At 72.8% G+C, this 23,321-nt stretch carries 20 protein-coding genes; 16 read left to right on the top strand and 4 right to left on the bottom strand.

The window, feature by feature from the left end; genetic code table 11:
- Positions 1 to 86: 86 nt before the first annotated feature.
- Both eat and ABZ851_RS22595 read right to left on the bottom strand, forming a co-directional pair.
- Complete coding sequence (gene eat / locus ABZ851_RS22600; RefSeq protein WP_361130438.1) at positions 87 to 1,574, bottom strand: ethanolamine permease; 1,488 nt, start codon at positions 1,572 to 1,574, stop codon at positions 87 to 89.
- Between the two features lie 149 nt (positions 1,575 to 1,723).
- Positions 1,724 to 2,455 carry an FCD domain-containing protein gene (locus tag ABZ851_RS22595; protein ID WP_361130435.1) on the bottom strand — a complete coding sequence of 244 codons (732 nt, stop codon included), beginning with the start codon at positions 2,453 to 2,455 and terminating at the stop codon, positions 1,724 to 1,726.
- A gap of 73 nt (positions 2,456 to 2,528) precedes the next feature.
- Here ABZ851_RS22595 and ABZ851_RS22590 point away from each other — a divergent pair, with 73 nt between their 5' ends.
- The 4 genes from ABZ851_RS22590 (at position 2,529) to ABZ851_RS22575 (ending at position 7,446) form a co-directional block, all read left to right on the top strand.
- On the top strand, positions 2,529 to 3,896 hold the full coding sequence (locus tag ABZ851_RS22590) for a glutamine synthetase family protein (protein WP_093640086.1): 1,368 nt from the start codon (positions 2,529 to 2,531) through the stop codon (positions 3,894 to 3,896).
- Between the two features lie 10 nt (positions 3,897 to 3,906).
- Positions 3,907 to 5,277: an aldehyde dehydrogenase family protein gene (locus ABZ851_RS22585; protein WP_093492941.1), complete on the top strand. Its 1,371-nt coding sequence runs from the start codon at positions 3,907 to 3,909 to the stop codon at positions 5,275 to 5,277.
- Positions 5,274 to 6,059, top strand: a complete 786-nt coding sequence (locus ABZ851_RS22580) for a 3-oxoacyl-ACP reductase (RefSeq protein WP_336050354.1) — start codon at positions 5,274 to 5,276, stop codon at positions 6,057 to 6,059. The genes ABZ851_RS22585 and ABZ851_RS22580 overlap by 4 nt, the downstream gene beginning before the upstream one ends.
- 112 nt (positions 6,060 to 6,171) lie before the next feature.
- Positions 6,172 to 7,446 (top strand): haloacid dehalogenase-like hydrolase, encoded by a 1,275-nt coding sequence (locus tag ABZ851_RS22575; RefSeq protein WP_361130430.1) that lies wholly within the window; start codon positions 6,172 to 6,174, stop codon positions 7,444 to 7,446.
- Between the two features lie 28 nt (positions 7,447 to 7,474).
- Here the strand turns inward: ABZ851_RS22575 and ABZ851_RS22570 are convergent, their stop codons facing one another.
- Entirely contained in the window at positions 7,475 to 8,728 is a 1,254-nt protein-coding gene (locus ABZ851_RS22570) for an amino acid deaminase/aldolase (RefSeq protein WP_361130427.1), read from the bottom strand.
- A 255-nt stretch (positions 8,729 to 8,983) separates the two neighbouring features.
- Here ABZ851_RS22570 and ABZ851_RS22565 point away from each other — a divergent pair, with 255 nt between their 5' ends.
- The 4 genes from ABZ851_RS22565 to ABZ851_RS22550 all read left to right on the top strand — a co-directional run bounded on the left by ABZ851_RS22565 (position 8,984) and on the right by ABZ851_RS22550 (position 13,150).
- Positions 8,984 to 10,267 carry a hypothetical protein gene (locus ABZ851_RS22565; RefSeq protein WP_361130424.1) on the top strand — a complete coding sequence of 428 codons (1,284 nt, stop codon included), beginning with the start codon at positions 8,984 to 8,986 and terminating at the stop codon, positions 10,265 to 10,267.
- Positions 10,264 to 11,436, top strand: coding sequence for a type VII secretion-associated serine protease mycosin (mycP, locus tag ABZ851_RS22560; protein WP_361130421.1), 1,173 nt, complete (start codon positions 10,264 to 10,266; stop codon positions 11,434 to 11,436). Before ABZ851_RS22565 ends, mycP begins: the two co-directional genes overlap by 4 nt.
- A 92-nt stretch (positions 11,437 to 11,528) precedes the next feature.
- Positions 11,529 to 12,260, top strand: a complete 732-nt coding sequence (locus ABZ851_RS22555) for an SseB family protein (protein ID WP_361130419.1) — start codon at positions 11,529 to 11,531, stop codon at positions 12,258 to 12,260.
- Positions 12,261 to 12,376: 116 nt separating this feature from the next.
- The gene (locus ABZ851_RS22550) at positions 12,377 to 13,150 is read left to right on the top strand and encodes an MIP family channel protein (RefSeq protein WP_361130416.1); all 774 of its coding nucleotides are present in this window, start codon (positions 12,377 to 12,379) and stop codon (positions 13,148 to 13,150) included.
- Positions 13,151 to 13,236: 86 nt separating this feature from the next.
- Here the strand turns inward: ABZ851_RS22550 and ABZ851_RS22545 are convergent, their stop codons facing one another.
- Positions 13,237 to 13,617, bottom strand: coding sequence for a DUF1844 domain-containing protein (locus ABZ851_RS22545; protein ID WP_086719722.1), 381 nt, complete (start codon positions 13,615 to 13,617; stop codon positions 13,237 to 13,239).
- Positions 13,618 to 13,947: 330 nt separating this feature from the next.
- On the opposite strand from ABZ851_RS22545, the gene infC reads away from it, so the two are divergent.
- The 8 genes from infC to ABZ851_RS22505 all read left to right on the top strand — a co-directional run bounded on the left by infC (position 13,948) and on the right by ABZ851_RS22505 (position 23,210).
- Positions 13,948 to 14,646, top strand: a complete 699-nt coding sequence (gene infC, locus ABZ851_RS22540) for a translation initiation factor IF-3 (RefSeq protein WP_361130413.1) — start codon at positions 13,948 to 13,950, stop codon at positions 14,644 to 14,646.
- A gap of 124 nt (positions 14,647 to 14,770) precedes the next feature.
- Entirely contained in the window at positions 14,771 to 14,965 is a 195-nt protein-coding gene (rpmI, locus tag ABZ851_RS22535; protein WP_016576627.1) for a 50S ribosomal protein L35, read from the top strand.
- 105 nt (positions 14,966 to 15,070) lie between these two features.
- Positions 15,071 to 15,454 carry a 50S ribosomal protein L20 gene (gene rplT / locus ABZ851_RS22530; protein WP_052857680.1) on the top strand — a complete coding sequence of 128 codons (384 nt, stop codon included), beginning with the start codon at positions 15,071 to 15,073 and terminating at the stop codon, positions 15,452 to 15,454.
- Positions 15,455 to 15,585: 131 nt separating this feature from the next.
- Positions 15,586 to 16,440 (top strand): RNA methyltransferase, encoded by an 855-nt coding sequence (locus tag ABZ851_RS22525; protein WP_336050341.1) that lies wholly within the window; start codon positions 15,586 to 15,588, stop codon positions 16,438 to 16,440.
- An 83-nt stretch (positions 16,441 to 16,523) separates the two neighbouring features.
- On the top strand, positions 16,524 to 17,684 hold the full coding sequence (locus ABZ851_RS22520; RefSeq protein WP_361130408.1) for a PAS domain-containing sensor histidine kinase: 1,161 nt from the start codon (positions 16,524 to 16,526) through the stop codon (positions 17,682 to 17,684).
- Positions 17,685 to 17,943: 259 nt separating this feature from the next.
- Complete coding sequence (pheS, locus tag ABZ851_RS22515) at positions 17,944 to 19,068, top strand: phenylalanine--tRNA ligase subunit alpha (protein ID WP_361130405.1); 1,125 nt, start codon at positions 17,944 to 17,946, stop codon at positions 19,066 to 19,068.
- Positions 19,068 to 21,620 carry a phenylalanine--tRNA ligase subunit beta gene (pheT, locus tag ABZ851_RS22510; protein WP_361130402.1) on the top strand — a complete coding sequence of 851 codons (2,553 nt, stop codon included), beginning with the start codon at positions 19,068 to 19,070 and terminating at the stop codon, positions 21,618 to 21,620. The genes pheS and pheT overlap by 1 nt, the downstream gene beginning before the upstream one ends.
- Before the next feature lie 369 nt (positions 21,621 to 21,989).
- Positions 21,990 to 23,210, top strand: a complete 1,221-nt coding sequence (locus tag ABZ851_RS22505; RefSeq protein ID WP_361130399.1) for a PP2C family protein-serine/threonine phosphatase — start codon at positions 21,990 to 21,992, stop codon at positions 23,208 to 23,210.
- Positions 23,211 to 23,321 lie beyond the last annotated feature (111 nt).

The raw sequence follows: 23,321 nt of genomic DNA, 5'->3' as shown, positions 1-23,321 counted from the left end.
GGCGCGTGAGTGAGTGCGGACGTGCGGGGACGGATGGGGCCGGCCGGGGTGCCCGGCCGGCCATGGCTGCGTCCCGGGGGTGCCGGTCAGTCGCGTTCGAGCTCCGCCTCCGCCGCCGCGAGCGCCGCGAACTCCTCCTCGGGCGCCGCGGCCACCAGCCGGTGGCGGGAGTAGAAGGCGAAGTAGGCGAGCGCCACGACGTAGACGCCGAGGGCGATGAAGGCGGCTTCCTCGTCGACCAGGAACGTCGCCGCCAGCGCCGAGCAGGCCAGGACGAACGCGACGGACGAGGTCAGCATGCCGCCGGGGGTGCGGTACGGGCGGGGCAGCCCGGGTTCGCGGCGGCGCAGCACGAGGTGCGAGAGCGCCATCAGCGCGTAGGAGATGGTGGCGCCGAAAACCGCGACATTGAGCATCCGGGCGCCGTCCCCGGTGGCCGCGGCGAGCGCGAAGCCCAGCGCCCCGGGCACCAGCAGTCCCAGGTAGGGGGCCTTGCGGCGGCTGGTCAGGGAGAGGAAGCGGGGCAGGTAGCCGGCGCGGGAGAGCGCGAAGAGCTGGCGGGAACCGGCGAAGATGAGGGAGAAGAAGGACGCCACCAGGCCCGCGAGCCCCGCGTAGTTGACGATCCGGCTGACGGTGGTCGGCGCGCCGTGCGGCTGCAGCGCCTGGACCAGCGGGTCGCCCACCGACTGGATCGCCGTCGAGCCGCGTGCCCCGGTGGCGGCGACAAAGGTGATCAGCGCCAGCACCAGCAGGATGCCCATCGCGGCGGCCATCGCCTTGGGCAGCGACCGGGCCGGGTCCTTGGTCTCCTCGGCCGCCAGCGGTACGCCCTCGACGCCGAGGAAGAACCACATGCCGAACGGGAAGGCCGCCCAGATCCCCAGAATGCCGAACGGCAGCCAGGAGTTGGCCCCGAAGGCACCGGCCTTGACGGGGATGTCGTTGAGCGTGTCCACATGGAAGTCGGTCAGGGCGGCGATCGCGAAGACGATGATCGCGGCGACCGCTATGGCGGTGACGATCAGGCTGAAGCGCAGCGCCTCGCCCACGCCCCACAGATGGATCCCGATGAAGATCGCGAAGCAGGCGAGATAGACCGGCCAGCTGGAGTGCAGGCCGAAGAGGCCGAGCGATTCGACGTAGTCACCGATGAAGATGGAGATCGCGGCGGGCGCCAGTACGTATTCGATGAGGATGGCGGTGCCGGTCAGGAAGCCGCCCCAGGTGCCCAGGGCGCGCCGGGCGAAGCCGTAGCCGCCGCCGGCGGTCGGCAGGATCGAGGCCAGCTCCGCCAGCGCGAAGACCAGACAGGTGTACATCAGGCCCATCAGGACGGCGGCGATGGCCAGGCCGCCGAAGCCGCCCTGCGCCAGACCGTTGTTCCATCCCGAGAAGTCGCCGGAGACGACATAGGCCACGCCCAGGCCGGTCAGCAGCAGGGGCCCCGCGCTGCCGCGGCGCAGCGTCCGCCGTTCCAGATAGCTCTCGTCGGATGATGCGCCGCCGTCCGGAGAGCCGCCGCCCGGGGACGCGGTGGGCGGTGCGGTCTGCGATTCCGTGCTGTCGGCCATGAGCCGCTCCTGCCTCGCCGAGGGGATAACGAGCAAAGGTTTAGCCGCATACCTTTGCTGGCGGGTCGCCTCGGCGCAAGACCTGTACGTAAAAGAATGGTGAACGCGCGCGCACGGTTCCCGGGCGGGCGCTCAGGGTGACGGTGCGGTCAGGGGGAGGGGGCGGTCAGGAATCCCCGCAGCAGCGCCGCGGTTCCGCAGCAGTGCTCGCGCATCACCTCGCGCGCACCGTCCGCATCGCCCTCCAGCACCGCCTCCACCAGCGCCGTGTGCTGGGTCTGGGAGTGCTCCAGGTTCCGCACCAGCAGCGGAATGCAGTCCAGGAGCTCATTCACCCGCGCCCGCACCGCCGCGTACTGCGCCGCCAGCGACGCCGACCCGGACAGCTCCGCGAGGGTCAGGTGCAGCAGGGTGTCGCGTCGGCGGTAGTCGGCGAGCGGTGCGTCCTGGGTGGCCGCGAGCGCCGCCCGCAGCCGGTCGCTCTGCTGGTCATCGAGTCCGTGGGCCGCGCACAGCCCGGCCGCGCCCACCTCCAGCACCTCCCGGAAGCGCAGGGTGTCCTCGACGTCGGTCTTCCCGATCCTGCGGCGCAGCTCCGCCTCGCCGGGATTGTCCGTGCGCGTCCGCACGAAGGTGCCGCCGTAGCGCCCGCGCCGGCTCTCCACCAGGCCCTCGTCCTGCAGCACCTTCAGCACCTCGCGCAGGGTGACCCGGCTGATCTGCAGCCGCTCGGCCAACTCGCGCTCGGCGGGCAGCCGTTCGCCCTGGGGTACCAGGCCGAGCCGGACGACCTGGAGTATCTGCTCCAGCGCCTCCTCGAAACCGTTGCCCGCCCGCACCGGTCGCAGCACGGGTGCCAGCCGGTCCGCCGCACCGTCCATCGATACCCCTTCCCAATCAATGGTTCGTGTGCCTACCTTATGACCTCCGGATGCAGTGACAGGAGGCAACACCGTGGCAGACCGCACGCCCCCACTCTCCGTCGAGGAGCTCAGGGTCCTCGTCGACGCCGGGGAGATCGACACTGTCGTCCTCGCCTTCACCGATATGCAAGGCAGGCTCCAGGGCAAGCGGTTCGCGGCCCGGTACTTCCTCGACACCGTCCTCGACCACGGCACGGAGGGCTGCAACTACCTTCTCGCCGTCGACGTCGACCTCAACACCGTCGAGGGCTACGCAATGTCCTCCTGGGAGCGCGGCTACGGCGACTTCGCCATGCACGGCGACCCCGGCACGCTGCGCCGCACCCCCTGGAACCCCGGCACCGCCCTGATCACCGCCGACCTCGCCTGGCACGACCGCTCCCCGGTCGCCGCCTCGCCCCGGCAGATCCTGCGCCGCCAGCTCGACCGGCTCGCCGAGCGCGGCTGGAGCGCCTACGCCGGCACCGAGCTGGAATTCATGCTCTTCAAGGACTCCTACGAGGACGCCTGGTCCCGCGGCTACCGCGAGATGAACCCCGCCAACCAGTGGAACGGTGACTACTCCGTCCTCGGCACCGGCCGGGTCGAGCCCGTCCTGCGCCGGATCCGCAACGAGATGGGCGCGGCCGGGATGACCGTCGAGTCCGCCAAGGGCGAGTGCAACCTCGGCCAGCACGAGATCGTGTTCGTCTACGACGAGGCGCTCACCACCTGCGACCAGCACGCCATCTACAAGACCGGCGCCAAGGAGATCGCCGCGCAGGAGGGCATGTCGCTCACCTTCATGGCGAAGTACGACGAGCGCGAGGGCAACTCCTGTCACATCCACCTCTCGCTGCAGGACGAGGACGGCCGGCCGGTGCTGGCCGACGACGACGGCCCGTACGGCATGTCGAAGACCATGCAGCACTTCCTGGCGGGCCAGGTCGCGGCGATGCGGGACTTCACGCTCCTCTACGCGCCCAACATCAACTCCTACAAGCGCTTCCGCCCCGGCTCCTTCGCGCCCACCGCCGTCGCCTGGGGCCCCGACAACCGCACCTGCGCCCTGCGGGTGGTCGGCCACGGCCGCGCCCACCGGCTGGAGAACCGCCTGCCCGGCGGCGATGTGAACCCCTACCTCGCGGTCGCCGGCATGGTCGCGGCCGGGCTCTACGGCATAGAGCACGAGCTCGAACTCCCCGAGGCGACCACCGGCAACGCCTACACCGGCGATGCCGCCCATGTCCCCACCACCCTGCGCGAGGCCGCCGAGCTGTGGGAGCGCAGCCCGATCGCCCGGGCCGCGTTCGGCGACGAGGTCGTCGACCACTACCGCCACATGGCCCGCGTCGAACAGGACGCCTACGACGCCGCCGTCACGGACTGGGAGCGCTTCCGCTCCTTCGAGCGCATGTAAGGAACCACACGTGTTGCACGAGCTGAAGATTCTCAACCCGGCGACCGAGGAGGTGGTGGCCACCGTCCCCACCACCTCCCCCGAAGAGGTCGACGCGGCGGTCCGCCGGGCCGCGGCCGCCCAGGAGGCCTGGGCCGCGGTGGCACCTGGCGACCGGGCCCGCATCCTGCGCCGCTTCGCCGACGTCGTCGACGCGCACATCGAGCCGCTTGCCGCCCTCGAACTCAAGGAGGCCGGCCACCCGCTGGGCAACGCCCGGTGGGAAGCGGGCAACGTCCGCGACCTGCTGCACTACGCGGCCGGGGGAGTGGAGCGGCTGACCGGCACCCAGATCCCGGTCGCCGGCGGCCTCAACCTCACCGTCCAGGAGCCGCTGGGCGTGGTCGCCGTCATCGCGCCCTGGAACTTCCCGATGCCGATCGCCGCCTGGGGCACCGCCCCCGCGCTCGCGGCCGGCAACGCCGTTCTCCTCAAGCCCGCCGAGACCACCCCGCTCACCGCACTCCGGCTCGGTGAACTCGCCCTGGAGGCCGGGCTCCCCGAGGGCCTGTTCCAGGTGCTGCCCGGCGAGGGGCCGGTCACCGGCACCGCGCTGGTCGACCACCCCGGCGTCGCCAAGGTCGTCTTCACCGGCTCCACCACCACCGGCCGGCAGATCGCCGCCCGCTGCGCGGCGCAGACCAAGCGGCTCACCCTGGAACTCGGCGGCAAGAGCCCCAACATCGTCTTCGCCGACGCGGACATCGAGGCCGCGGCGGCCGCCGCCCCCGGCTCCTTCCTCGACAACACCGGCCAGGACTGCTGCGCCCGCAGCCGCATCCTCGTCCAGCGCTCCGTCTACGACCGCTTCCTGGAGCTGCTGGAGCCCGCGGTCAAGGCGTTCACCGTCGGCGACCCGGCCGACCCGGACACCCGGATGGGCCCGCTGATCTCCGCCGCCCAGCGCGAGCGCGTACGGTCCTTCGTCCCCGAGGACGCCCCGGCCGCCATCCGCGGCGAGGCGCCCGCCGGCAAGGGCTTCTGGTACCCGGCCACCGTCCTGGAGGGCCGCCCCGAGGACCGTACGGCCGTCGAGGAGATCTTCGGCCCGGTCGCCGTCGTCCTGCCCTTCGACGACGAGGCCGACGCCGTCCGGCTCGCCAACGCCGGCGACTACGGCCTGGCCGGCTCGCTGTGGACCCGTGACGTCGGCCGCGCCCTGCGGGTCTCGCGCGGCGTCGCGGCCGGCAACCTCTCCGTCAACTCCCACAGCGCCGTGCGCTACTGGACCCCCTTCGGCGGGTTCAAGCAGTCCGGTCTCGGCCGTGAGCTGGGCCCGGACGCACTGACCGCGTTCACCGAGACCAAGAACATCTTCATCAGCACCGAGGAGACCAAGTGACCGAGCAGACCGCAGTGTGCCGCCGCCTCGTCGGCCGTACCGCCGTGATCACCGGTGCCGGAAGCGGCATCGGCCTGGCCACCGCCCGCCGACTGGCCTCCGAAGGCGCCAACGTCGTCTGTGCCGACATCGACGAGACGGCGGGCAAGGCCGCGGCCGCCGAGGTCGGCGGCCTCTTCGTCCAGGTCGACGTGACCGACTCCGACCAGGTCGAGGCGCTGTACAAGGCCGCCTTCGACACCTACGGCTCGGTCGACATCGCCTTCAACAACGCCGGGATCTCCCCGGACGACGACGACTCGATCCTCACCACCGGCCTGGATGCCTGGAAGCGCGTCCAGGAGGTCAACCTCACCTCGGTCTACCTCTGCTGCAAGCACGCCCTGCCCTACATGCGTGACCAGGGCCGTGGCTCCATCATCAACACCGCGTCCTTCGTGGCCGTGATGGGCGCCGCCACCTCGCAGATCAGCTACACCGCCTCCAAGGGCGGCGTGCTGTCCATGTCCCGTGAACTGGGCGTGCAGTTCGCCCGCGAGGGCATCCGGGTCAACGCCCTGTGCCCGGGACCGGTCAACACCCCGCTGCTGCAGGAGCTGTTCGCCAAGGACCCCGAGCGCGCCGCGCGCCGCCTGGTACACGTCCCCGTCGGCCGGTTCGCCGAGCCCGAGGAGATCGCCTCCGCCGTCGCCTTCCTCGCCAGCGACGACTCCTCGTTCGTCAACGCCGCCGAATTCCTGGTCGACGGCGGTATCGCGGGCGCGTACGTGACTCCCCTGTAAACACGCGCTGTTCACCTGCGCGCAATCGGCACGGCGGCCGGACGTCAAGCGACGCCCGGCCGCCGTACGCTAGCGTCCGCCTTCGGTTCTTCGTTCGACAGGAGTGCGTTCCATGCTCACCAAGCGTCGCTGGACGGCAGCGGGTGCTGCCCTCGCAGTCATGGCCGGAGGCGGCGTCGCCGTCGCCCAAACGGCCACGGCGGGCCCGGCCCCGCGCCACTGCCCCACCCTCCATGTGACCAAGGGCTGGTACGGCGACAACCGTGCCGAGCTCCAGAAGATGATCGACGAGCGGGGCAGCTGCTCCGGCTCCGGGGGCGCGCGGCCGGTCGCGACCTTCGACTGGGACAACACCGTCGTCAAGAACGACATCTCCGACGCCACGCTGGCCTGGATGCTGCGCAACGACAAGGTGCTGCGCCCCGCGGACTGGCAGGCCACCAACAAGTGGATGACCAAGGACGCCGCCCGTGCGCTCACCAAGGCCTGCGGCACCTCCGTACCGGCGGGCCGTCCGCTGCCGACGTCGACCGACACCGGCTGCACCGACGAGATCCTCGACATCTACGAGGACGCCAAGACCTCCACCGGCAAGCCCGCGTTCGAGGGCGAGTGGAACCACCGCCGCACCGTCCCCGGATACGTCTGGATCACCCAGCTGTTCGCCGGTCACAGCCCCGCGCGGCTGACCGCGTACGCCCGCGCCGCCCGCGCCCAGAACCTCGCCGCGCCGGTCGGTGCGGAGCAGAAGGTCGGCACGCACACGATGGCGGGCTACGTCCGCTACTACGAGCAGCAGCGCGACCTCATCAGCACCCTCAAGAAGGCCGGCTTCAACGTCTACATCGTCTCCGCGTCCGCCGAGCCGCTGGTCCGGGCCTGGGCGCCCGGTGTGGGCATCGACCGCGAGCACCTCATCGGCATCCGCAACCTGGTCCACGACGGCAAGCTCACCACCGGCGTCCAGGGCTGCGGCGACGTCAAGGACACCCACGGCGAGGTGCTGACCTACATGGACGGCAAGCGCTGCTGGATCAACCAGGAGATCTACGGCGTCAAGGGCGCCAAGGCCTGGCAGCAGCAGGACCGGGCGCATCGCCCCGCCTTCGCGGCCGGCGACGCGGAGACCGATGTCACCTTCGTCGGCGACGCCACCGGTGCCCATCTGGCGATCAACCGCAACAAGCCCGAGCTCATGTGCCGGGCCTACGACAACGCCGACAGCCGTTGGCTGGTCAACCCGATGTTCATCGAGCCGAAGAAGCGCCAGGCCGACCCGTACCCGTGCGCGACCACCGGCTACACGCAGCCGGACGGCACCCTCGGCCCGGTCCGCCGCGCCGACGGCAGCATCGTGCCCGACCAGCAGGACCGCATCCACGGCTGACGGGGAACACCGGGGCGGGGGCGCGCCGTCACAGGAAGGTGTGCCCCTCCCCCCGGTACGTCGGCACCGTGTCGACCACCCGGTCCCCGTCGATCAACTGCAGCTGGTCGAACCGCTCACACAGTTCACCGGCCTTCGCATGCCGGAACCACACCTTGTCGCCGATCCGCAGCCCGTCGGCGGCCGGACCCAGCAACGGGGTCTGCACCTCGCCGGGGCCCTCCTGCGGGTCGTAGCGCAGCCCGGCCGGCAGATACGGCACCGGCAGCCGGTCGGGACCCGCGACCCCTGACGCCGGATAGCCGCCGCCCAGCACCGTGACCACCCCGGGGCCCGGGCGGCGCACCACGGGCTGGGCGAACAGCGCCGCCGGACGCCCGCTGAACGAACGGAAGTTGTCGAACAGCCGGGGCACATACAGCCCCGACCCGGCCGCGATCTCGGTGACCGCCGCCTCCGCCGCGGTGTGCTGCACACTGCCGGTCCCGCCGCCGTTGACGAACTCCAGGCGCGGTGCCACCGCCCGTACCGCACGTACCGCCTCCCAGCGGCGCCGCGCCAGCTCCTTGCGGGCCGCCGCCTGCATCATCCGGATCGCCCGCGAGAACACCGGCTTACCGGCGACGTCGTCGCCCACACCGGCCACATGCCCCTCGTACGCCATCAGCCCCACCAGCCGGAAACCGGGGCGGCGCACCACCGTCCGGGCCAGCGCCGCCAGCCGGTCGGGCGTCCGCAGCGGTGAACGGCGGGCACCGACCCGCACCTTCCCGCCCATCAGCCGGTAGGAGGTGTCGAGTTCCAGGCACACCCGCACCTCCTCGCCCGCCCCGCCGGCCGGCCGGGCCGCATCGATCAGATCCAGCTGTGCCGGGTCGTCGACCATCACCGTCACCGCGGCCGCGAGCTGCGCGTCGCCGGTCAGCTCGGCGAAGCCCGCACGGTCCACCGACGGATAGGCCAGCAGGACGTCCGGGAAGCCCGAGCGCGCCAGCCACAGCGACTCGGCGAGCGTGAAACTCATGATCCCCGCGAAGCCGTCGCGCGCCAGCACCCGCTCCAGCAGCGCCCGGCAGCGCACCGACTTGCTCGCCACCCGGATCGGCTTGCCCTTCGAACGGCGCACCAGGTCGGCGGCGTTGGCGTCGAAGGCCTGCAGGTCGACGACGGCCAGCGGCGCGTCGAGATGGGCGGTGGCCCGGTCGAACGGGGTCTCCCCGGCCGGGTGGTGGGCCCGGTGCGGGGCCGTGTCGTCAGGGGTATCGACTGTCTGCGGGGGCATGGCCCGCAGCCTGCCAGAGCTTCCCCCGTGCCAAAAGGGCGTGGGCGGCGCCCTGCTACCGGGGGAGGTGCCCCTACCGGCGGGTAGAGGGGACTTTGCGACAGAGCGGACATGGGTTGGAGCACCGACGGCGTCAGCGCTTACAGTGACTCGAACACCGCAACCAGCAGGTCAGCGGCGTGTTGTCCGGATACGAACCACCGTGCCCCGATTGCGGATCGGGCCCGGAGGTCAGCGGCGCAAGGGGGAGCGCGGGTGAGCACCGACGCGGAATTCGCCGATGCGCAACCCGTCCCGCCCATACCTCCCGAGCCACCCCGGCGGCCCGCCGCGGCCGCTGCACCCGGGGCGTGGCCGGCCGACGACCCGCAGACGGCCGTGCTGCGCCGGGTGCCGCCCATGCCACCCCTGCCGCCGTCCGCGCCCGCCGCCTCGGCCACCGCCGGCCCGCTCCCCGTGCCGCCCCGCCCCGCCGCCCCGCCCCGCGCGCAGCCCCCCGCCGCCGGCGCGCCGCAGCCGCCCCGCCCGGACCGTGCCCCCGGCTCCCCGGCCCCCACGGGACCGGCCCCCACCGGACCGGCCGCCCCCGGCCCCTCGCAGCCCCCCGCCTTCCGCGACACCGCCGCCTTCCACCTGGCCCGCAGCCAGGAGCTGTGGAGCGGCCCCGGTGCGCACGCCGCCGGGCGCCCGTCACCGGTGCCGTGGCCCCGTACTCCCCTCCCTCGCCCGGGAGCGGTGCACGGGGCCGGCGCACCGGCCGCCCCCTTCCGCCGCCCCGGCACCCGGGTGCTCACCGCCGCGGCCTGCCTGATCCTCGGCATCGGCCTCATCGGCGGTGCGGCGGCGGGAAGCCGGCTCACCGGGGACGCCTCCGGCGCCGCCCCCACGGCCGAGGCCGTCTTCGCCAAGGGCCGCGACGTCTGGCACGACACCCCCGTCGACACGCTCTTCCCCCGCACCGTCAAAGGCCTGGGCGCCGGCCCCGGAGGCGCCGACCGCACCTGGACCCGGATCGCCGTCGCCCCCGACACCGGCTGCTCCGGCGCCTACGACACCGGGCTCGCCGCCGCGCTCGCCCCGGCAGGCTGTGTCCGGCTGCTGCGCGCCACCTACGTCGACGCCACCCGCAGCGCCGTCATCACGGTCGGCGCGCAGACCACCAAGGCCGCCCCGGCCGCGATGACGGCGCTCAACACCCGCTTCAGCAGCAAGAACCTGGGCACCCGTACGGACCTGATGCCGCTGCCGTACGCGGCCAAGGGCACCCTGGCCGAGGACTTCGGGCCCGCCCAGCGGGCCAGCTGGACCGTCCGGGTGCTCACCGACATCCCGGCCGTCGTCTACGCCGTCTCCGGTTTCGCCGACGGCCGCACGTTCACCGCGCCACAGCCCGCCGAGGCCGCGGTCCGGGCCGGTGCCACCACCGCCCCGGCCGAATCCGGACTGGGCCACGACGCGAAGGACCTGGCGGACCGCATCGAGGCGGACTTCCGCAAGGCGGCCGGCAGCCGGACTCCGACAAGGCAGGCCTCGTCATGACGCAGTCCGTGCGGCGCGGCACCGCCCTCGCGCTGGCCTCGGCGGTGCTCGCCGCACTGCCCGCCGTCCCCGCCCGGGCCGATGCCCTCCGTGCCCAGGAGTGGGCCCTCCAGGCCGTCCACGCCCAGCAGGCCTGGCGCACCACCAAGGGCGAGGGCGTCACGGTCGCCGTCCTGGACACCGGTGTGGACGCCAACCACCCCGACCTGGAAGGACAGGTGCTGCCCGAGCAGGACCTGGTCGGCTTCGGCGCCGGGCCGGGCGACTCCGCCTGGGCCCGGCACGGCACCGGCATGGCCAGCATCATCGCGGGTCACGGCCACGGCCCGAACGGCCGCGACAGCGGAGTGCTCGGGCTCGCCCCGGCCGCCAAGATCCTGCCGGTCCGGGTGATCCTCGAAGACAGCGACACCCAGCGCGAGCGGGCCCGCACCGAGAAGGCGGGGGCGCTCGCCGACGGCATCCGCTGGGCCGCCGACCACGGCGCCGACGTGATCAATATGTCGCTGGGTGACGACAGCGAGTCCGCGCACCCCGAACCACGCGAGGACGCCGCCATCCAGTACGCCCTCGGCAAGGGCATCCCCGTCGTCGCCTCCGCGGGCAACGGCGGCCAGAAGGGCAACCACGTCTCCTACCCCGCCGCCTACCCGGGCGTCATCGCGGCCACCGCCGTCACCCACCTGGGGGGCCGGGCCCGGTTCTCCACCCGGCACTGGTACGCCACGGTCAGCGCGCCCGGCTACGACATCGTCATGGCCGACAACGACGACGGCTACCTCTCGGGCTGGGGCACCAGCCCCGCCGCCGCGTTCGTCTCCGCGGCCGTCGCGCTGATCCGCTCCGCACACCCCGGCCTGAGCCCGGACCAGATCCGCCGCCTGCTGACCTCCACCGCCCAGGACCACCCCAAGGGCGGCCGCGACGACGACTACGGCGCCGGCCTGATCGACCCGGCCGCCGCCCTCGACGCCGCGGCGGACCTCAAGCCCACCCCGCAGCAGCCGGCCCCCGCCGGCTACGCCACCCGCTACTTCGGCCCCGGCCCCACCGCCGCCGACGACGGGGACACCCCCACCGACTGGCTGCCCTGGGCCGCCGGCACCGCGGGCCTGGCCTTCCTCACGGCCGCCGTCGTCCTCTGGCGCCGCCGCCCCGCCCACCACTGACCGGCCCCGCCCACCGCGCCGGACCCCACCGGACCGCACGTCAACGGCACCACCCCGGAAAAGGCACCACCACCGGCCGATACGCTCACCCCGTGCAGAAGAACATCCCGGACCCCGGTTTCTCCGACGACGACGGCTCCGCCGACCCCGCGCTCGCGGCAGCCCTGGCGGCGTACGGGGCGGACCGGGCCGCCGAGCCCCAGCTCCTGTCGGCGCTGGCCGGCGCGCGCGTCCTGGTGCCCGTGGTGGCGGTCCTCGGCGAGGTGGAGACCGGCCCCGACGGCCTGCGCCGCGAAAAGACCAGCGACATGGCGGTCCCCACCCTCCAGGCCCCCGACGGGCGCCGCGCCCTGCCCGCCTTCACCTGCATGGAGTCACTGCAGCGCTGGCGCGCCGACGCCCGCCCCGTCGCGGTCCCGCTGCGGCAGGCGCTGCTCGCCGCCTCCCACGAGAAGGCCGACACGGTCGTCGTCGACCTGGCGGGCCCGGTCACGTACCAGCTCACCGGCCCCGCCCTGCGCGCCCTGGCCGAGGGCCGGACGAGCGCCGACCCGCTCGCCGACCCGGCCGTCACCGACGCCCTGCGCGCCCTGCTCGACGCCGAGCCCGGCGTGCTCGTCGCCCGTCTCGTCCCGTCCGGCGAAACCGACGCCACCCTGGCTCTGGGCCTCGCCCCCGATGCCCCGGCCGCCGAGGTCGCCCAGCGGCTGGCCCGGTCGCTGGCCGCCGACGAGATCCTTCGTGCCCGGCTCGTGAAGGGCCTGGACCTGGCCCTTCTGCCGCCCGGCGCCACGACGGCCGGAGAACCCCTCTACCGGCGCTGACCCACCACCACCGGGGCCCGGGTGCGACGTGCGGGTCCCGGGCCGCCGACGGGCGCGTTCGTCTCCAAGGACGCACAATGCGGGGAGAGCTCAAGATCCACGCGAGGAGAGCCCCCATGGAGAAAACGGAGATCTCGAAGGTACTGACCCGCACGGTCGTATCCGAGTTCCTCGGCACGCTGCTCCTGGTGTTCTTCGCCGTCGGCTCGGCCGTGCTGGCGGGCGAATACATCGGCACCTTCGGCATCGCCCTGGCCTTCGGCTTCACCATGGTGGCGCTTGCCTACGCCCTCGGCCCGGTCTCGGGCTGCCATCTCAACCCGGCGGTGACGCTGGGCATGCTGCTGGCCCGCAGGCTCACCCTGCGGACCGCCGCCGAATACTGGATCGCCCAGGTGGTCGGCGCCATCGTCGGCTCGGCGCTGCTCTTCCTGGTGGCCCGGCAGGTCCCGGGGCTGCAGACCCACGGGTCCTTCGGCACCAACGGCTGGGGCGACCGCTCGGCGGTGCACCTCAACCTCGGCGGCGCGTTCGTCGCCGAGATGGTGATGACCTTCCTGCTGGTCTACGTGTGGCTGTCGGTCACCCACAAGGTGGCCGTGATCGGCTTCAACGGGATGGCGATCGGACTGGCCCTGGCCACCGTCCACCTCATCGGCATCCCCCTGGACGGCACCTCCGTGAACCCGGCGCGCTCCATCGGCCCGGCGCTGTTCGCGGGCGGCGCGGCCATCACCCAGCTGTGGCTGTTCATCGTCGCGCCGCTGATCGGCGGCGTCATCGCGGCGGTGGTGCACCAGATCACCCATCCGCCGCACGAGCCGGTCCTCGTCGCCGACGACGCGGTGCCGCCCGAGGCCACCACGGAATCCCGGGCCGAATCCGACTGACCGGCCGGCGCCCCGCCCCTGGCACGCCGCGAGCCCCGGCCCTTCCCGGGCCGGGGCTCGTCGCCGGTATGCCGTAGTGGCGCGGCTCAGCCGTAGACCGGCCCGGTGAACTTCTCCCCGGGGCCCTGGCCCGGCTCGTCCGGCACGACCGAGGCCTCGCGGAACGCCAGCTGCAGCGACTTCAGGCCGTCCCGCAGCGGCGCCGCGTGGTACGAGCCGATCTCGGTGGCGCTGGCGGTGACCAGCCCGGCCAGCGCCTGGATGAGCTTGCGCGCCTCGTCCAGGTCCTTGTGTGCCGCGCCCTCCTCGGCGAGCCCGAGGTTGACCGCCGCCGAACTCATCAGATGCACCGCGACCGTGGTGATCACCTCGACCGCCGGCACCTCGGCGATGTCGCGGGTCATGGAGTCGAAGTCAGGGTTCGCCGCGTCCGGCGCGTCGGGCTGCTGCGGTGTCTGGTCGCTCATGTCTTCGGGCTTCTTCCTGCTGAGGGGTCGGCTCCAGCCTATGGGCAGGGGCCCGGTCCCCGCGTCCGGGAGTGTCCTCCCGGGCCCGGGGCGCGGCCGTACCGGCACAGGAGTGGGTGCCACCCCTTGACTCGTGTATTCTGGTGTTCCGACCGGCCGGACACGCATGTGACCGGCCCACAAGTGGAGGCTCCGATCTCCCACCCGGCCGACCTCAGGTTGGCGGGTCAACGGTCCGGCTGCGCCCCGCGGAGACTTCGCGACGGTGCTCCAGATCTATGTGGAGCCCCGCCTGTGTCCCGTCCGGGGCATTTTTCATGTACCGCGCGGTTGGTCACACCGAAAAGACGTTACGCGGCAGTCCGCCAGGCCGTCGCGTGGTGCTACCGAGGAGGATCCATCAGCGCCGAGCCCCGCATCAACGACCGGATTCGCGTTCCCGAAGTGCGACTTGTCGGTCCCAGCGGCGAGCAGGTCGGGATTGTTCCGCTTGCCAAGGCCCTTGAGCTTGCTCAGGAGTACGACCTCGACCTGGTCGAGGTGGCGGCGAACGCTCGCCCGCCCGTCTGCAAGCTCATGGACTACGGGAAGTTCAAGTACGAGTCGGCCATGAAGGCCCGTGAGGCGCGCAAGAACCAGGCGCACACGGTCATCAAGGAGATGAAGCTCCGGCCGAAGATCGACCCGCACGACTACGACACCAAAATGGGTCACGTCGTCCGGTTCCTCAAGCAGGGTGACAAGGTCAAGATCACGATCATGTTCCGTGGTCGCGAGCAGTCCCGCCCCGAGCTGGGCTTCCGGCTGCTGCAGCGGCTCGCGTCCGACGTGGAGGACCTCGGCTTCATCGAGTCGAATCCGAAGCAGGACGGCCGAAACATGATCATGGTCCTCGGTCCGCACAAGAAGAAGACCGAGGCGATGGCCGAGGCCCGCGAGGCGCAGGCCGCCCGCAAGGCGGAGCGCCAGAGCGGGGTGGCCGCGGACGAGCCCGCCGAGGAGCCCACCGAGGAGCACGCCCAGGCGTGATCCCCGAGGCGTGAGCCCCGGTTCACACCGGGGCACCCCGCCCCGGACAGCAATCGACATACATGACGCTCCCGCTCGCCGGTTCACGCCTGCGGGAGCGCCCCTGACGAGGAGAGAACGGCGCATGCCGAAGAACAAGACGCACAGCGGTGCCAGCAAGCGCTTCAAGGTCACCGGCTCCGGCAAGGTGCTGCGTGAGCGCGCCGGCAAGCGCCACCTGCTCGAGCACAAGTCGTCCCGTGTGACGCGTCGCCTCACCGGCAACGCCGAGATGGCCCCGGGCGACGCCGCGAAGATCAAGAAGCTTCTCGGCAAGTGAGCCGCCGCGCCCCACTGAACAGGAGGGGGCGCGCGACTCGGACCGGGACCCAATCGATTCGGGCCGTGTGACGACAACCACGGCCCCGCTACAAGGAGTTAACAAGTGGCACGCGTCAAGCGGGCAGTCAACGCCCACAAGAAGCGCCGGGCGATCCTCGAGCAGGCCAGCGGCTACCGTGGCCAGCGCTCGCGCCTGTACCGCAAGGCGAAGGAGCAGGTCACCCACTCCCTCGTCTACAACTACAACGACCGCAAGAAGCGCAAGGGCGACTTCCGTCAGCTGTGGATCCAGCGCATCAACGCCGCTGCCCGCGCCAACGGCATGACCTACAACCGCTTCATCCAGGGTCTGAAGGCCGCCAACGTCGAGGTGGACCGCAAGATCCTGGCCGACCTCGCGGTGACGGACGCCAACGCGTTCGCCGCGCTCGTCGAGGTGGCCCAGAAGGCGCTTCCGAGCGACGTCAACGCCCCGAAGGCTGCCTGAACTTCAGCCTGACGACGTGATGACGCGGACCCGCAGGCCCCGGCCTGCGGGTCCGCCGCTTTTCCGGACCGGCCAGGTCTCGTCCGCAGACCGGCCCCCACGCACCGAACCACAGAAGCGAGCCGCCGCCCATGGGCACCCCCGAGCTGATCTCCCCGCGTTCCCCGCGCGTCACCGCCGCCCGGCGGCTGGCCCGCCGTGCCTTCCGCGGCAAGGAGCGCCGGTTCATCGCCGAGGGCCCGCAGGCCGTACGGGAGGCGATCGCGCACCGCACGGGCGGGGTGCCCACCCTGACCGAGCTGTTCGCCACGGTCGAGGCGGCCGAGCGGCACACCGAGATCGTCGAGGCGGCCCGCGCGGCCGGGGTGCGGGTCCACTTCGCCGACGACCGGACCGTCGCCGACATCTCCCAGACCGTCACACCGCAGGGCCTGCTCGGCGTCTGCGGCTTCCTCGATTCGCCGTTCGAGGAGATCCTGGCCGCCCGCCCGCAGTTGATCGCGGTGCTCGCCAACGTCCGTGACCCCGGCAACGCCGGTACGGTGCTGCGCTGCGCGGACGCCGCCGGCGCGGACGCCGTCGTGCTGACGGACGCCTCCGTGGACCTGTACAACCCCAAGTCCGTACGGGCGTCGGTGGGTTCGCTCTTCCACCTCCCGGTCGCGGTGGGCGTTCCGGTCGAGCGGGTGGTGAGCGGGCTGCGGGCCGCGGGCGTGCGGATCCTCGCCGCGGACGGCGCGGGCGACCGTGACCTGGACGCCGAGCTGGACACCGGCTCGATGGGCGGGCCCACCGCCTGGGTCTTCGGCAACGAGGCCTGGGGGCTGCCGGAGGAGACCCGGGCGCTGGCGGACGCGGTGGTGCGGGTCCCCATCCACGGCAGGGCCGAAAGCCTCAACCTCGCGACGGCGGCCGCGGTCTGCCTCTACGCCTCCGCCCGGGCCCAGCGCAGTCCCGGCGGCTGCCGCGCGGTGTCACCCGCCTGAGGGGCGTCCTCGCGAACTCCGCGGCGCCATCGAGCCGAACTAGTAGGCTTGCGTGCTCGGGGGCCCGGAAGGGGGTAACGGGGATGGATGTGAGGACTTCCGGCACCGCAGTCACCGCTGACAGCTGCCCGTCCGGCGGACCGGCACGCGGGCCGTCGTCCGCCGCTGCCGCGGGAGCAGGCACCGTGGACGCCGGTCTCGGGGTGGATCCCGACGATCTGCCCGACGGCCTGGTGGTCGCCGACGAGACCGGCCGGGTGACCTGCTTCAACGCCGCGGCGGCCAGGATCACCGACATCCGCCCCGGCGACGCGCTCGGCCGCCCCCTGGAGCACGCCCTGCCGCTGCAGGACATCGAGGGCCGCCGCTGGTGGCGGCTCACCGACCCCTACGGCGGGCTCGCCATCCGCCGCGGCCAGCCCGAGCGCAACCTGCTGCTCGGCGGCCGTGAGGTGCTGGTCTCCGCCCGCTATGTCCGCAGCCGGCCGACCGGGCCGGTACAGCGGCTGGTGATCGCGCTGCGCGGCACCGAGGCCCGGCGCCGTACGGAGCTCAGCCACGCCGAGCTGATCGCCACCGTCGCCCATGAACTGCGCTCACCGCTGACCTCCGTCAAGGGGTTCACCGCCACCCTCCTCCAGAAGTGGGAACGCTTCACCGACGACCAGAAGCGGCTGATGCTGGAGACGGTGGACGCCGACGCCAACCGCGTCACCCGGCTGATCGCCGAGCTGCTGGACATCTCCCGGATCGACTCCGGACGGCTGGAGGTGCGCCGCCAGCGGGTCGACATGAGCGCCGCGGTCCGCCGGCACGTCCAGGCGCAGACCACCGCCGGCCAGCGCCCGGACCGCTTCCTGATCCGGATGCTGGAGCCCCTGCCCGATCTGTGGGCGGACCCGGACAAAGTGGACCAGGTGCTGGGCAACCTGCTGGAAAACGCGGTGCGCCACGGCGAGGGAACCGTCACCATCGAGGTCGGACCGGTAGCGGACACGACCAGCGGGGAGGGGACGAGCGTCACCGTGAGCGACGAGGGCCCCGGCATCCCGGAGGAGTCGATGAGCCGCGTGTTCACCCGCTTCTGGCGGGGCAGCAAGCGCGGTGGCACCGGCCTGGGCCTCTACATCGTCAAGGGCATCGTCGAGGCCCACGGCGGGACGATCACGGTCGGCCGTGCCCCGGCCGGCGGCGCACAGTTCCGATTCAGCCTGCCTGTCGCGGCCCCGGCCTTCATGGCCTGAGACAGGGGGAAGCCGCGAAGCGTCCTGCGAAGGGCGGCGGTGGGCGACGGGTGGGAAGGCGCCCCGCGGGGGCGCGGACCGGCCGCGCGGCCCGTCCCCCTTAGACTTGACCTTTGGCACCTTTGGCGCACAGGCATCGCGGGCACACGCGGGCTCGGCATCCCCCGTTCGTGATCGACGTTCGTCATCGACGTTTGTGAGCGAAGAGCCGAGGCGACGCGAGCCACGCCAAGCCAGTCCACCGGAAGCACGGGAAGAGATGTCCGCACCCAATAAGTCGTACGACCCTGTCGAGGTCGAAGCCCTGAAACCGGAAGCGATCGCCGCACGGCTGGACGAGGCGCTGGCCGCCATCGCCGCCGCGGACGGTCTGGAGGCGCTGCGTGAGGTGAAGGTCGCGCACACCGGCGACCGCTCGCCGCTCGCGCTCGCCAACCGTGAGATCGGCGCCCTGCCCCCGCACGCCAAGGCGGACGCCGGCAAGCGCGTCGGCCAGGCCCGCGGCCGGGTGAACCAGGCGCTCAAGGTCCGCCAGGAGGAGCTGGAGGCGGAGCGCGACGCCCGCGTGCTGGTCGAGGAGGCGGTGGATGTCACGCTGCCCTACGACCGCACCCCGGCCGGTGCCCGGCACCCGCTGACCACCTTCATGGAGCGGGTCGCGGACGTCTTCGTGGCCATGGGCTACGAGGTCGCCGAGGGCCCCGAGGTCGAGGCGGAGTGGTTCAACTTCGACGCCCTGAACTTCGTGCCCGACCACCCGGCGCGCCAGATGCAGGACACCTTCTTCGTCCAGGGCAACGGCACCGAGGGTGACGAGAGCGGCGTCGTGCTGCGCACCCACACCTCGCCGGTCCAGGCCCGTACGCTCGTCGACCGCGAGCCGCCGGTGTACGTCGTCTGCCCGGGGCGGGTCTACCGCACCGACGAGCTGGACGCCACGCACTCCCCGGTCTTCCACCAGATCGAGCTGCTGGCCGTCGACGAGGGCCTGACCATGGCCGACCTCAAGGGCACCCTGGACCACATGGTCCGGGCACTGTTCGGCCCGGACATGAAGACCCGGCTGCGGCCGAACTACTTCCCGTTCACCGAGCCGTCCGCCGAGATGGACATGGTCTGCTACGTCTGCCGTGGCGAGTCCGTGGGCAACCCCGACCGCCCGTGCCGCACCTGCTCCAGCGAGGGCTGGATCGAGCTCGGCGGCTGCGGAATGGTCAACCCCAAGGTGCTCATCGCCTGTGGCGTCGACCCGGAGAAGTACAGCGGCTTCGCCTTCGGGTTCGGCATCGACCGGATGCTGATGTTCCGGCACAACGTGGAAGACATGCGTGACATGTTCGAAGGCGACGTCCGGTTCACCCGGCCGTTCGGGATGGAGATCTGATGCGGGTCCCGCTTTCTTGGCTGCGGGAGTACGTCGACCTGCCGGCGACGGAGACCGGCCGGGACGTACAGGCCAAGCTCATCGCCGTCGGCCTGGAGGTCGAGACCGTCGAGCGGCTGGGCGAGGGCCTCAAGGGCCCGCTCGTCGTCGGCCAGGTGCTGACCATCGAGGAGCTGGAGGGCTTCAAGAAGCCGATCCGCTTCTGCACGGTGGACGTCGGCCAGGCCAACGGCACCGGTGAGCCCCAGGAAATCGTCTGCGGCGCGCGGAACTTCGCCGTCGGCGACAAGGTCGTGGTGGTCCTCCCCGGCGCCGTGCTGCCCGGTGACTTCAAGATCGCCGCGCGCAAGACGTACGGCAAGAAGTCGCACGGCATGATCTGCTCCGGCGACGAGCTGGGCATGGGCGACTGGGGGTCCCCCCAGACGGAGTCTGGGGGAGGCACGCACGGCATCATCGTGCTGCCGCCGGAGTACGAGGTGGGCACCGACGCCATCGAGCTGCTGGAGCTCGTCGACGAGGTGCTGGACATCGCCGTCACCCCGGACCGCGGCTACTGCCTGTCGATGCGCGGGGTGGCCCGCGAGACCGCCACCGCGTACGGCCTGCCGCTGCGCGACCCGGCGCTGCTGGACGTGCCGCCGCCGAACTCCGCCGGCTACCCGGTCCAGGTCTCCGACCCCCTCGGCTGCGACCGCTTCACCGCCCGTACGGTCAGCGGTCTGAACCCCGGCGCGCGCTCCCCGCTGTGGATGCAGCGCCGGCTGCAGAAGGCCGGGATGCGTCCGGTCTCGCTGGCCGTCGACATCACCAACTACGTGATGCTGGAGCTCGGCCAGCCGCTGCACGCCTACGACCGCACCGGCGTGGACGGTCCGATCGGCGTCCGCCGGGCGACCGCGGGTGAGAAGCTGACCACCCTGGACGGGACCAAGCGGGTGCTGGACGCCGCGGACCTGGTCATCACCGACAACCGCGGCCCCATCGGCCTCGCGGGTGTCATGGGCGGCGCCAACACCGAGATCGCGGGTGGGATCACCGACCCGGAGACCGGCGAGCAGCGGGGCACCACCGACGTCGTGATCGAGGCCGCGCATTTCGACGCGCTCTCCATCGCCCGTACGGCCCGCCGCCACAAGCTGTCCTCGGAGGCCGCCAAGCGCTTCGAGCGCGGGGTGGACCCGGAGGCCGCGTCCGCCGCGGCGCAGCGCACCGTCGATCTGCTGGTGCTGCTCGCGGGCGGCACCGCCGGGGAGGGCGTCACCGAGGTCGTCACGCCCCGCGGGCCGCGCACCATCACCCTCTCCGCCGACCACCCGGACAAGGTCGCCGGTGTCGCCTACGGCCGGGAGACCGTCGTCCGCCGCCTCCAGCAGGTCGGCTGCGACGCCTACGGCCAGGACGAGCTGGTCGTGACCGTGCCGTCCTGGCGGCCGGACCTCAGCGACCCCAACGACCTGGCGGAAGAGGTCATCCGGCTGGAGGGCTACGAGAACCTGCCCTCCACCCTCCCGAAGCCGCCGGCCGGCCGGGGGCTGACCGAGCGTCAGCGGCTGCACCGCAGGGTCGGCCGGGCGCTGGCCGGTGCCGGCTACGTCGAGGCGCTGAACTACCCGTTCACCGGCTCGCACGTCCTCGACCAGCTCGGCATCGAGCCCGACGACCCGCGCCGCGCGGCCGTCACCCTCGTCAACCCGCTCTCCGACGAGGAGCCCGACCTCCGCACGACGCTGATCCCGGGGCTGCTGAACGCGCTGCGCCGCAACTACGGCCGGGGCACGCACGATCTGGCGCTCTTCGAGACCGGTCCGGTCTTCCGGGCGACTGGTGACGAGCAGCCGGCCAGCCGGCTGGTGGTCGACCGCCGGCCGACCGACGACGAGATCGCCTCGCTGGACGCCTCCCTCCCGCAGCAGCCGCGGCGCGCCGCCGTGGTGCTCGCCGGGGGCCGTGAGCAGGCCGGCTGGTGGGGCGGCGCACGTCCCGCGATCTGGGCGGACGCCATCGAGGCGGGCCGTACCGTCGCACGGGAGGCGGGTGTGGAGCTGATCGTCCGTCAGGACCAGTACGCGCCGTTCCACCCGGGCCGCTGCGCGGCGCTGCTCGCCGTCGCCGACGGCGAGGAGATCCTCGTCGGCAACGCCGGTGAGCTGCACCCGCGGGTCATCAAGGCGCTGTCCCTGCCCGAGCGCACCTGCGCGATGGAGATCGACCTGGACCGCCTGGAGCGGGCCGGGGCCGGCCCGCTGCGCGCGCCGAAGATCTCGGCCTTCCCGGTTGCGACCCAGGACGTCGCCCTCGTGGTCGACGAAGCCGTCCCGGCCGCTGAGGTGGAGGGCGCGCTGCGCGGTGGCGCGGGTGAACTGCTCGAATCGCTGCGGCTGTTCGACGTCTTCACCGGTGAGCAGGTCGGCGCGGGCAAGAAGTCGCTGGCCTATGCGCTGCGCTTCCGTGCGGCCGACCGGACGCTGACCGCGGAGGAGGCCTCGGCGGCCCGTGACGCGGCGGTCGCGGCGGCCGTGGAGCGGACGGGTGCGGTGCTGCGCGGCTGAGCCGGGCAGCACCGCGACGGCGTGTCGTGAAGGCTGAGGGCGCGGACGGTGAGACCGTCCGCGCCCTTCGTCGTGCGCGGTGTGCGGCGGGCGGGTCCGGTGAGGGCGGTGAGGCGGGCCGGAGGCGCCGAGGGGGCGGCCCGCGGGCGGGCCGCTGACCGCCGGAGCCGATCGGATCCGTACGCCATCACTCGATCGGGTGAGGGTGTACGGATCGTCGTCGGATGGATACGGAACGTCGCAAGAATCAACCCGGTTGCGGCGGCCCGTATGAGCGCGGCGGTGGGCCCGGCCGGGCCGCTCAACGCCTGCTGGGGAGTGCGACGAGCCCCCTGGGGGACCACCGGACCGGCTAAGGGGACCATCGGCATGATCCGAACCTGGGCGCCGGGCGCAGCCGGCACCGCGGCGGCGGCCGTCCGGCGCGCCTTCGTCCTCGTGCTGCCCGGCCTGTGGGTGCTCGGGGTGGTGGCCTGGGAGCTGTGCCGCCCGACCTGCGGCCGGCTGCTGCAACTGCTCGCCGCCACACCGGCCATCGCCTGTGCGGGCACCGGCCGCCGCCAGTGTGTGCTGCTCGGCGGGGTGTGCGCGCTGCTCGCACTGGTGCCGTTCGGTGCGGTGGAGCCCGCGGCCGGAGCGGGCACGCGCGTGATGACCTGCGGTGCGATCCTCGCGGTGATCGGCGCCGGCTATCTGACGGCCGGGCGGCGGCTGCGGCTGGTGCGGGAGCTGGAGCGCACCCGGGAGGTCGCCGTCGCCGCCCAGCGGGTGGTGCTGCGGCCGCTGCCCCGACGGGTCGACGGGGTGCTGCTGGCGGCCGACCACCTCTCCGCGAGCGAGGGAGCCATGGTCGGCGGGGATCTGTACGAGGTCGTGGGGACCCGGCACGGGGTGCGGGCGGTGATCGGGGATGTGCGCGGGCACGGCCTGGAGGCGATAGGCACGGTCGCCGCGATGCTCGGCAGCTTCCGCGAAGTGGCGCACGACGAACCCGAACTGGGCGGGGTGCTGCGGCGGTTGGAGCAGGCGCACCAGCGGCATCTGCGGGAACGGGCGCTCGTGGGGCGGCCGGCGGCCGGTGACGGGGGCCCGGTGAGCGCCTTCGCCGAGGAGTTCGTGACCCTGCTGCTTCTCGAAGTGGCGCGGGACGGGTCCGTCACGGCGCTGAACTGCGGGCATCCCTGGCCGTACCGGGTCGCCTGCCGGGCGGTCGCCCCGGTCGCGCCGGCCGAGCCGATGCCGCCGCTGGGGCTGTTCCCGCTGCCCGAGGAGCTGTCCGCGGTGCGGTGCGGACAGCTGCGGCCGGGGGAGGGGCTGTTCCTGCACACCGACGGGGCGGCCGACGCCCGGGATGCGACGGGGGAGTTCTTTCCGCTGGCCCAGGAGCTGCGCAGCAGCGTCGAGGCCGCCCCGGCGCCGTGCGGGCCCTCGCCGTCGGGGGTGGTCGGGGAGGTGCGGGAGGCGCTGCTGCGGCATGCGGACGGGCGTCTGACCGATGACGTGGCGCTGGTGATGCTGAGCAATGACCGGGTGCGGGTGCCGGCCCAGCAGGCCCGTGTCACGCCTCCCGGCGCCCGCCTTCCGCGCTGACCTGCCGGCCGGCGGGGACGTGGCGCCGGCCGGTTCCCCGGATGCCCGCCCAAGACGGCGGGCACCCTTCACACCCCGTGTGAGGGGCGCTTCACTACGCTCGACGGACAC

This window comes from Streptomyces sp. NPDC047049 (assembly GCF_040643995.1).
GTDB lineage: Bacteria > Actinomycetota > Actinomycetes > Streptomycetales > Streptomycetaceae > Streptomyces > Streptomyces mooreae.
This window is presented reverse-complemented; position numbering and strand designations above follow the sequence as displayed.

Excerpts from the sequence above, each read along its gene's own strand:
- eat (WP_361130438.1), bottom strand. The coding sequence starts at position 1,574 with ATGGCCGACAGCACGGAATCGCAGACCGCACCGCCCACCGCGTCCCCG.
- ABZ851_RS22595 (WP_361130435.1), bottom strand. The coding sequence starts at position 2,455 with ATGGACGGTGCGGCGGACCGGCTGGCACCCGTGCTGCGACCGGTGCGG.
- ABZ851_RS22575 (WP_361130430.1), top strand. The coding sequence starts at position 6,172 with ATGCTCACCAAGCGTCGCTGGACGGCAGCGGGTGCTGCCCTCGCAGTC.
- ABZ851_RS22570 (WP_361130427.1), bottom strand. The coding sequence starts at position 8,728 with ATGCCCCCGCAGACAGTCGATACCCCTGACGACACGGCCCCGCACCGG.
- mycP (WP_361130421.1), top strand. The coding sequence starts at position 10,264 with ATGACGCAGTCCGTGCGGCGCGGCACCGCCCTCGCGCTGGCCTCGGCG.
- ABZ851_RS22550 (WP_361130416.1), top strand. The coding sequence starts at position 12,377 with ATGGAGAAAACGGAGATCTCGAAGGTACTGACCCGCACGGTCGTATCC.
- ABZ851_RS22545 (WP_086719722.1), bottom strand. The coding sequence starts at position 13,617 with ATGAGCGACCAGACACCGCAGCAGCCCGACGCGCCGGACGCGGCGAAC.
- rpmI (WP_016576627.1), top strand. The coding sequence starts at position 14,771 with ATGCCGAAGAACAAGACGCACAGCGGTGCCAGCAAGCGCTTCAAGGTC.
- ABZ851_RS22525 (WP_336050341.1), top strand. The coding sequence starts at position 15,586 with ATGGGCACCCCCGAGCTGATCTCCCCGCGTTCCCCGCGCGTCACCGCC.
- ABZ851_RS22520 (WP_361130408.1), top strand. The coding sequence starts at position 16,524 with ATGGATGTGAGGACTTCCGGCACCGCAGTCACCGCTGACAGCTGCCCG.
- pheS (WP_361130405.1), top strand. The coding sequence starts at position 17,944 with ATGTCCGCACCCAATAAGTCGTACGACCCTGTCGAGGTCGAAGCCCTG.
- pheT (WP_361130402.1), top strand. The coding sequence starts at position 19,068 with ATGCGGGTCCCGCTTTCTTGGCTGCGGGAGTACGTCGACCTGCCGGCG.
- ABZ851_RS22505 (WP_361130399.1), top strand. The coding sequence starts at position 21,990 with ATGATCCGAACCTGGGCGCCGGGCGCAGCCGGCACCGCGGCGGCGGCC.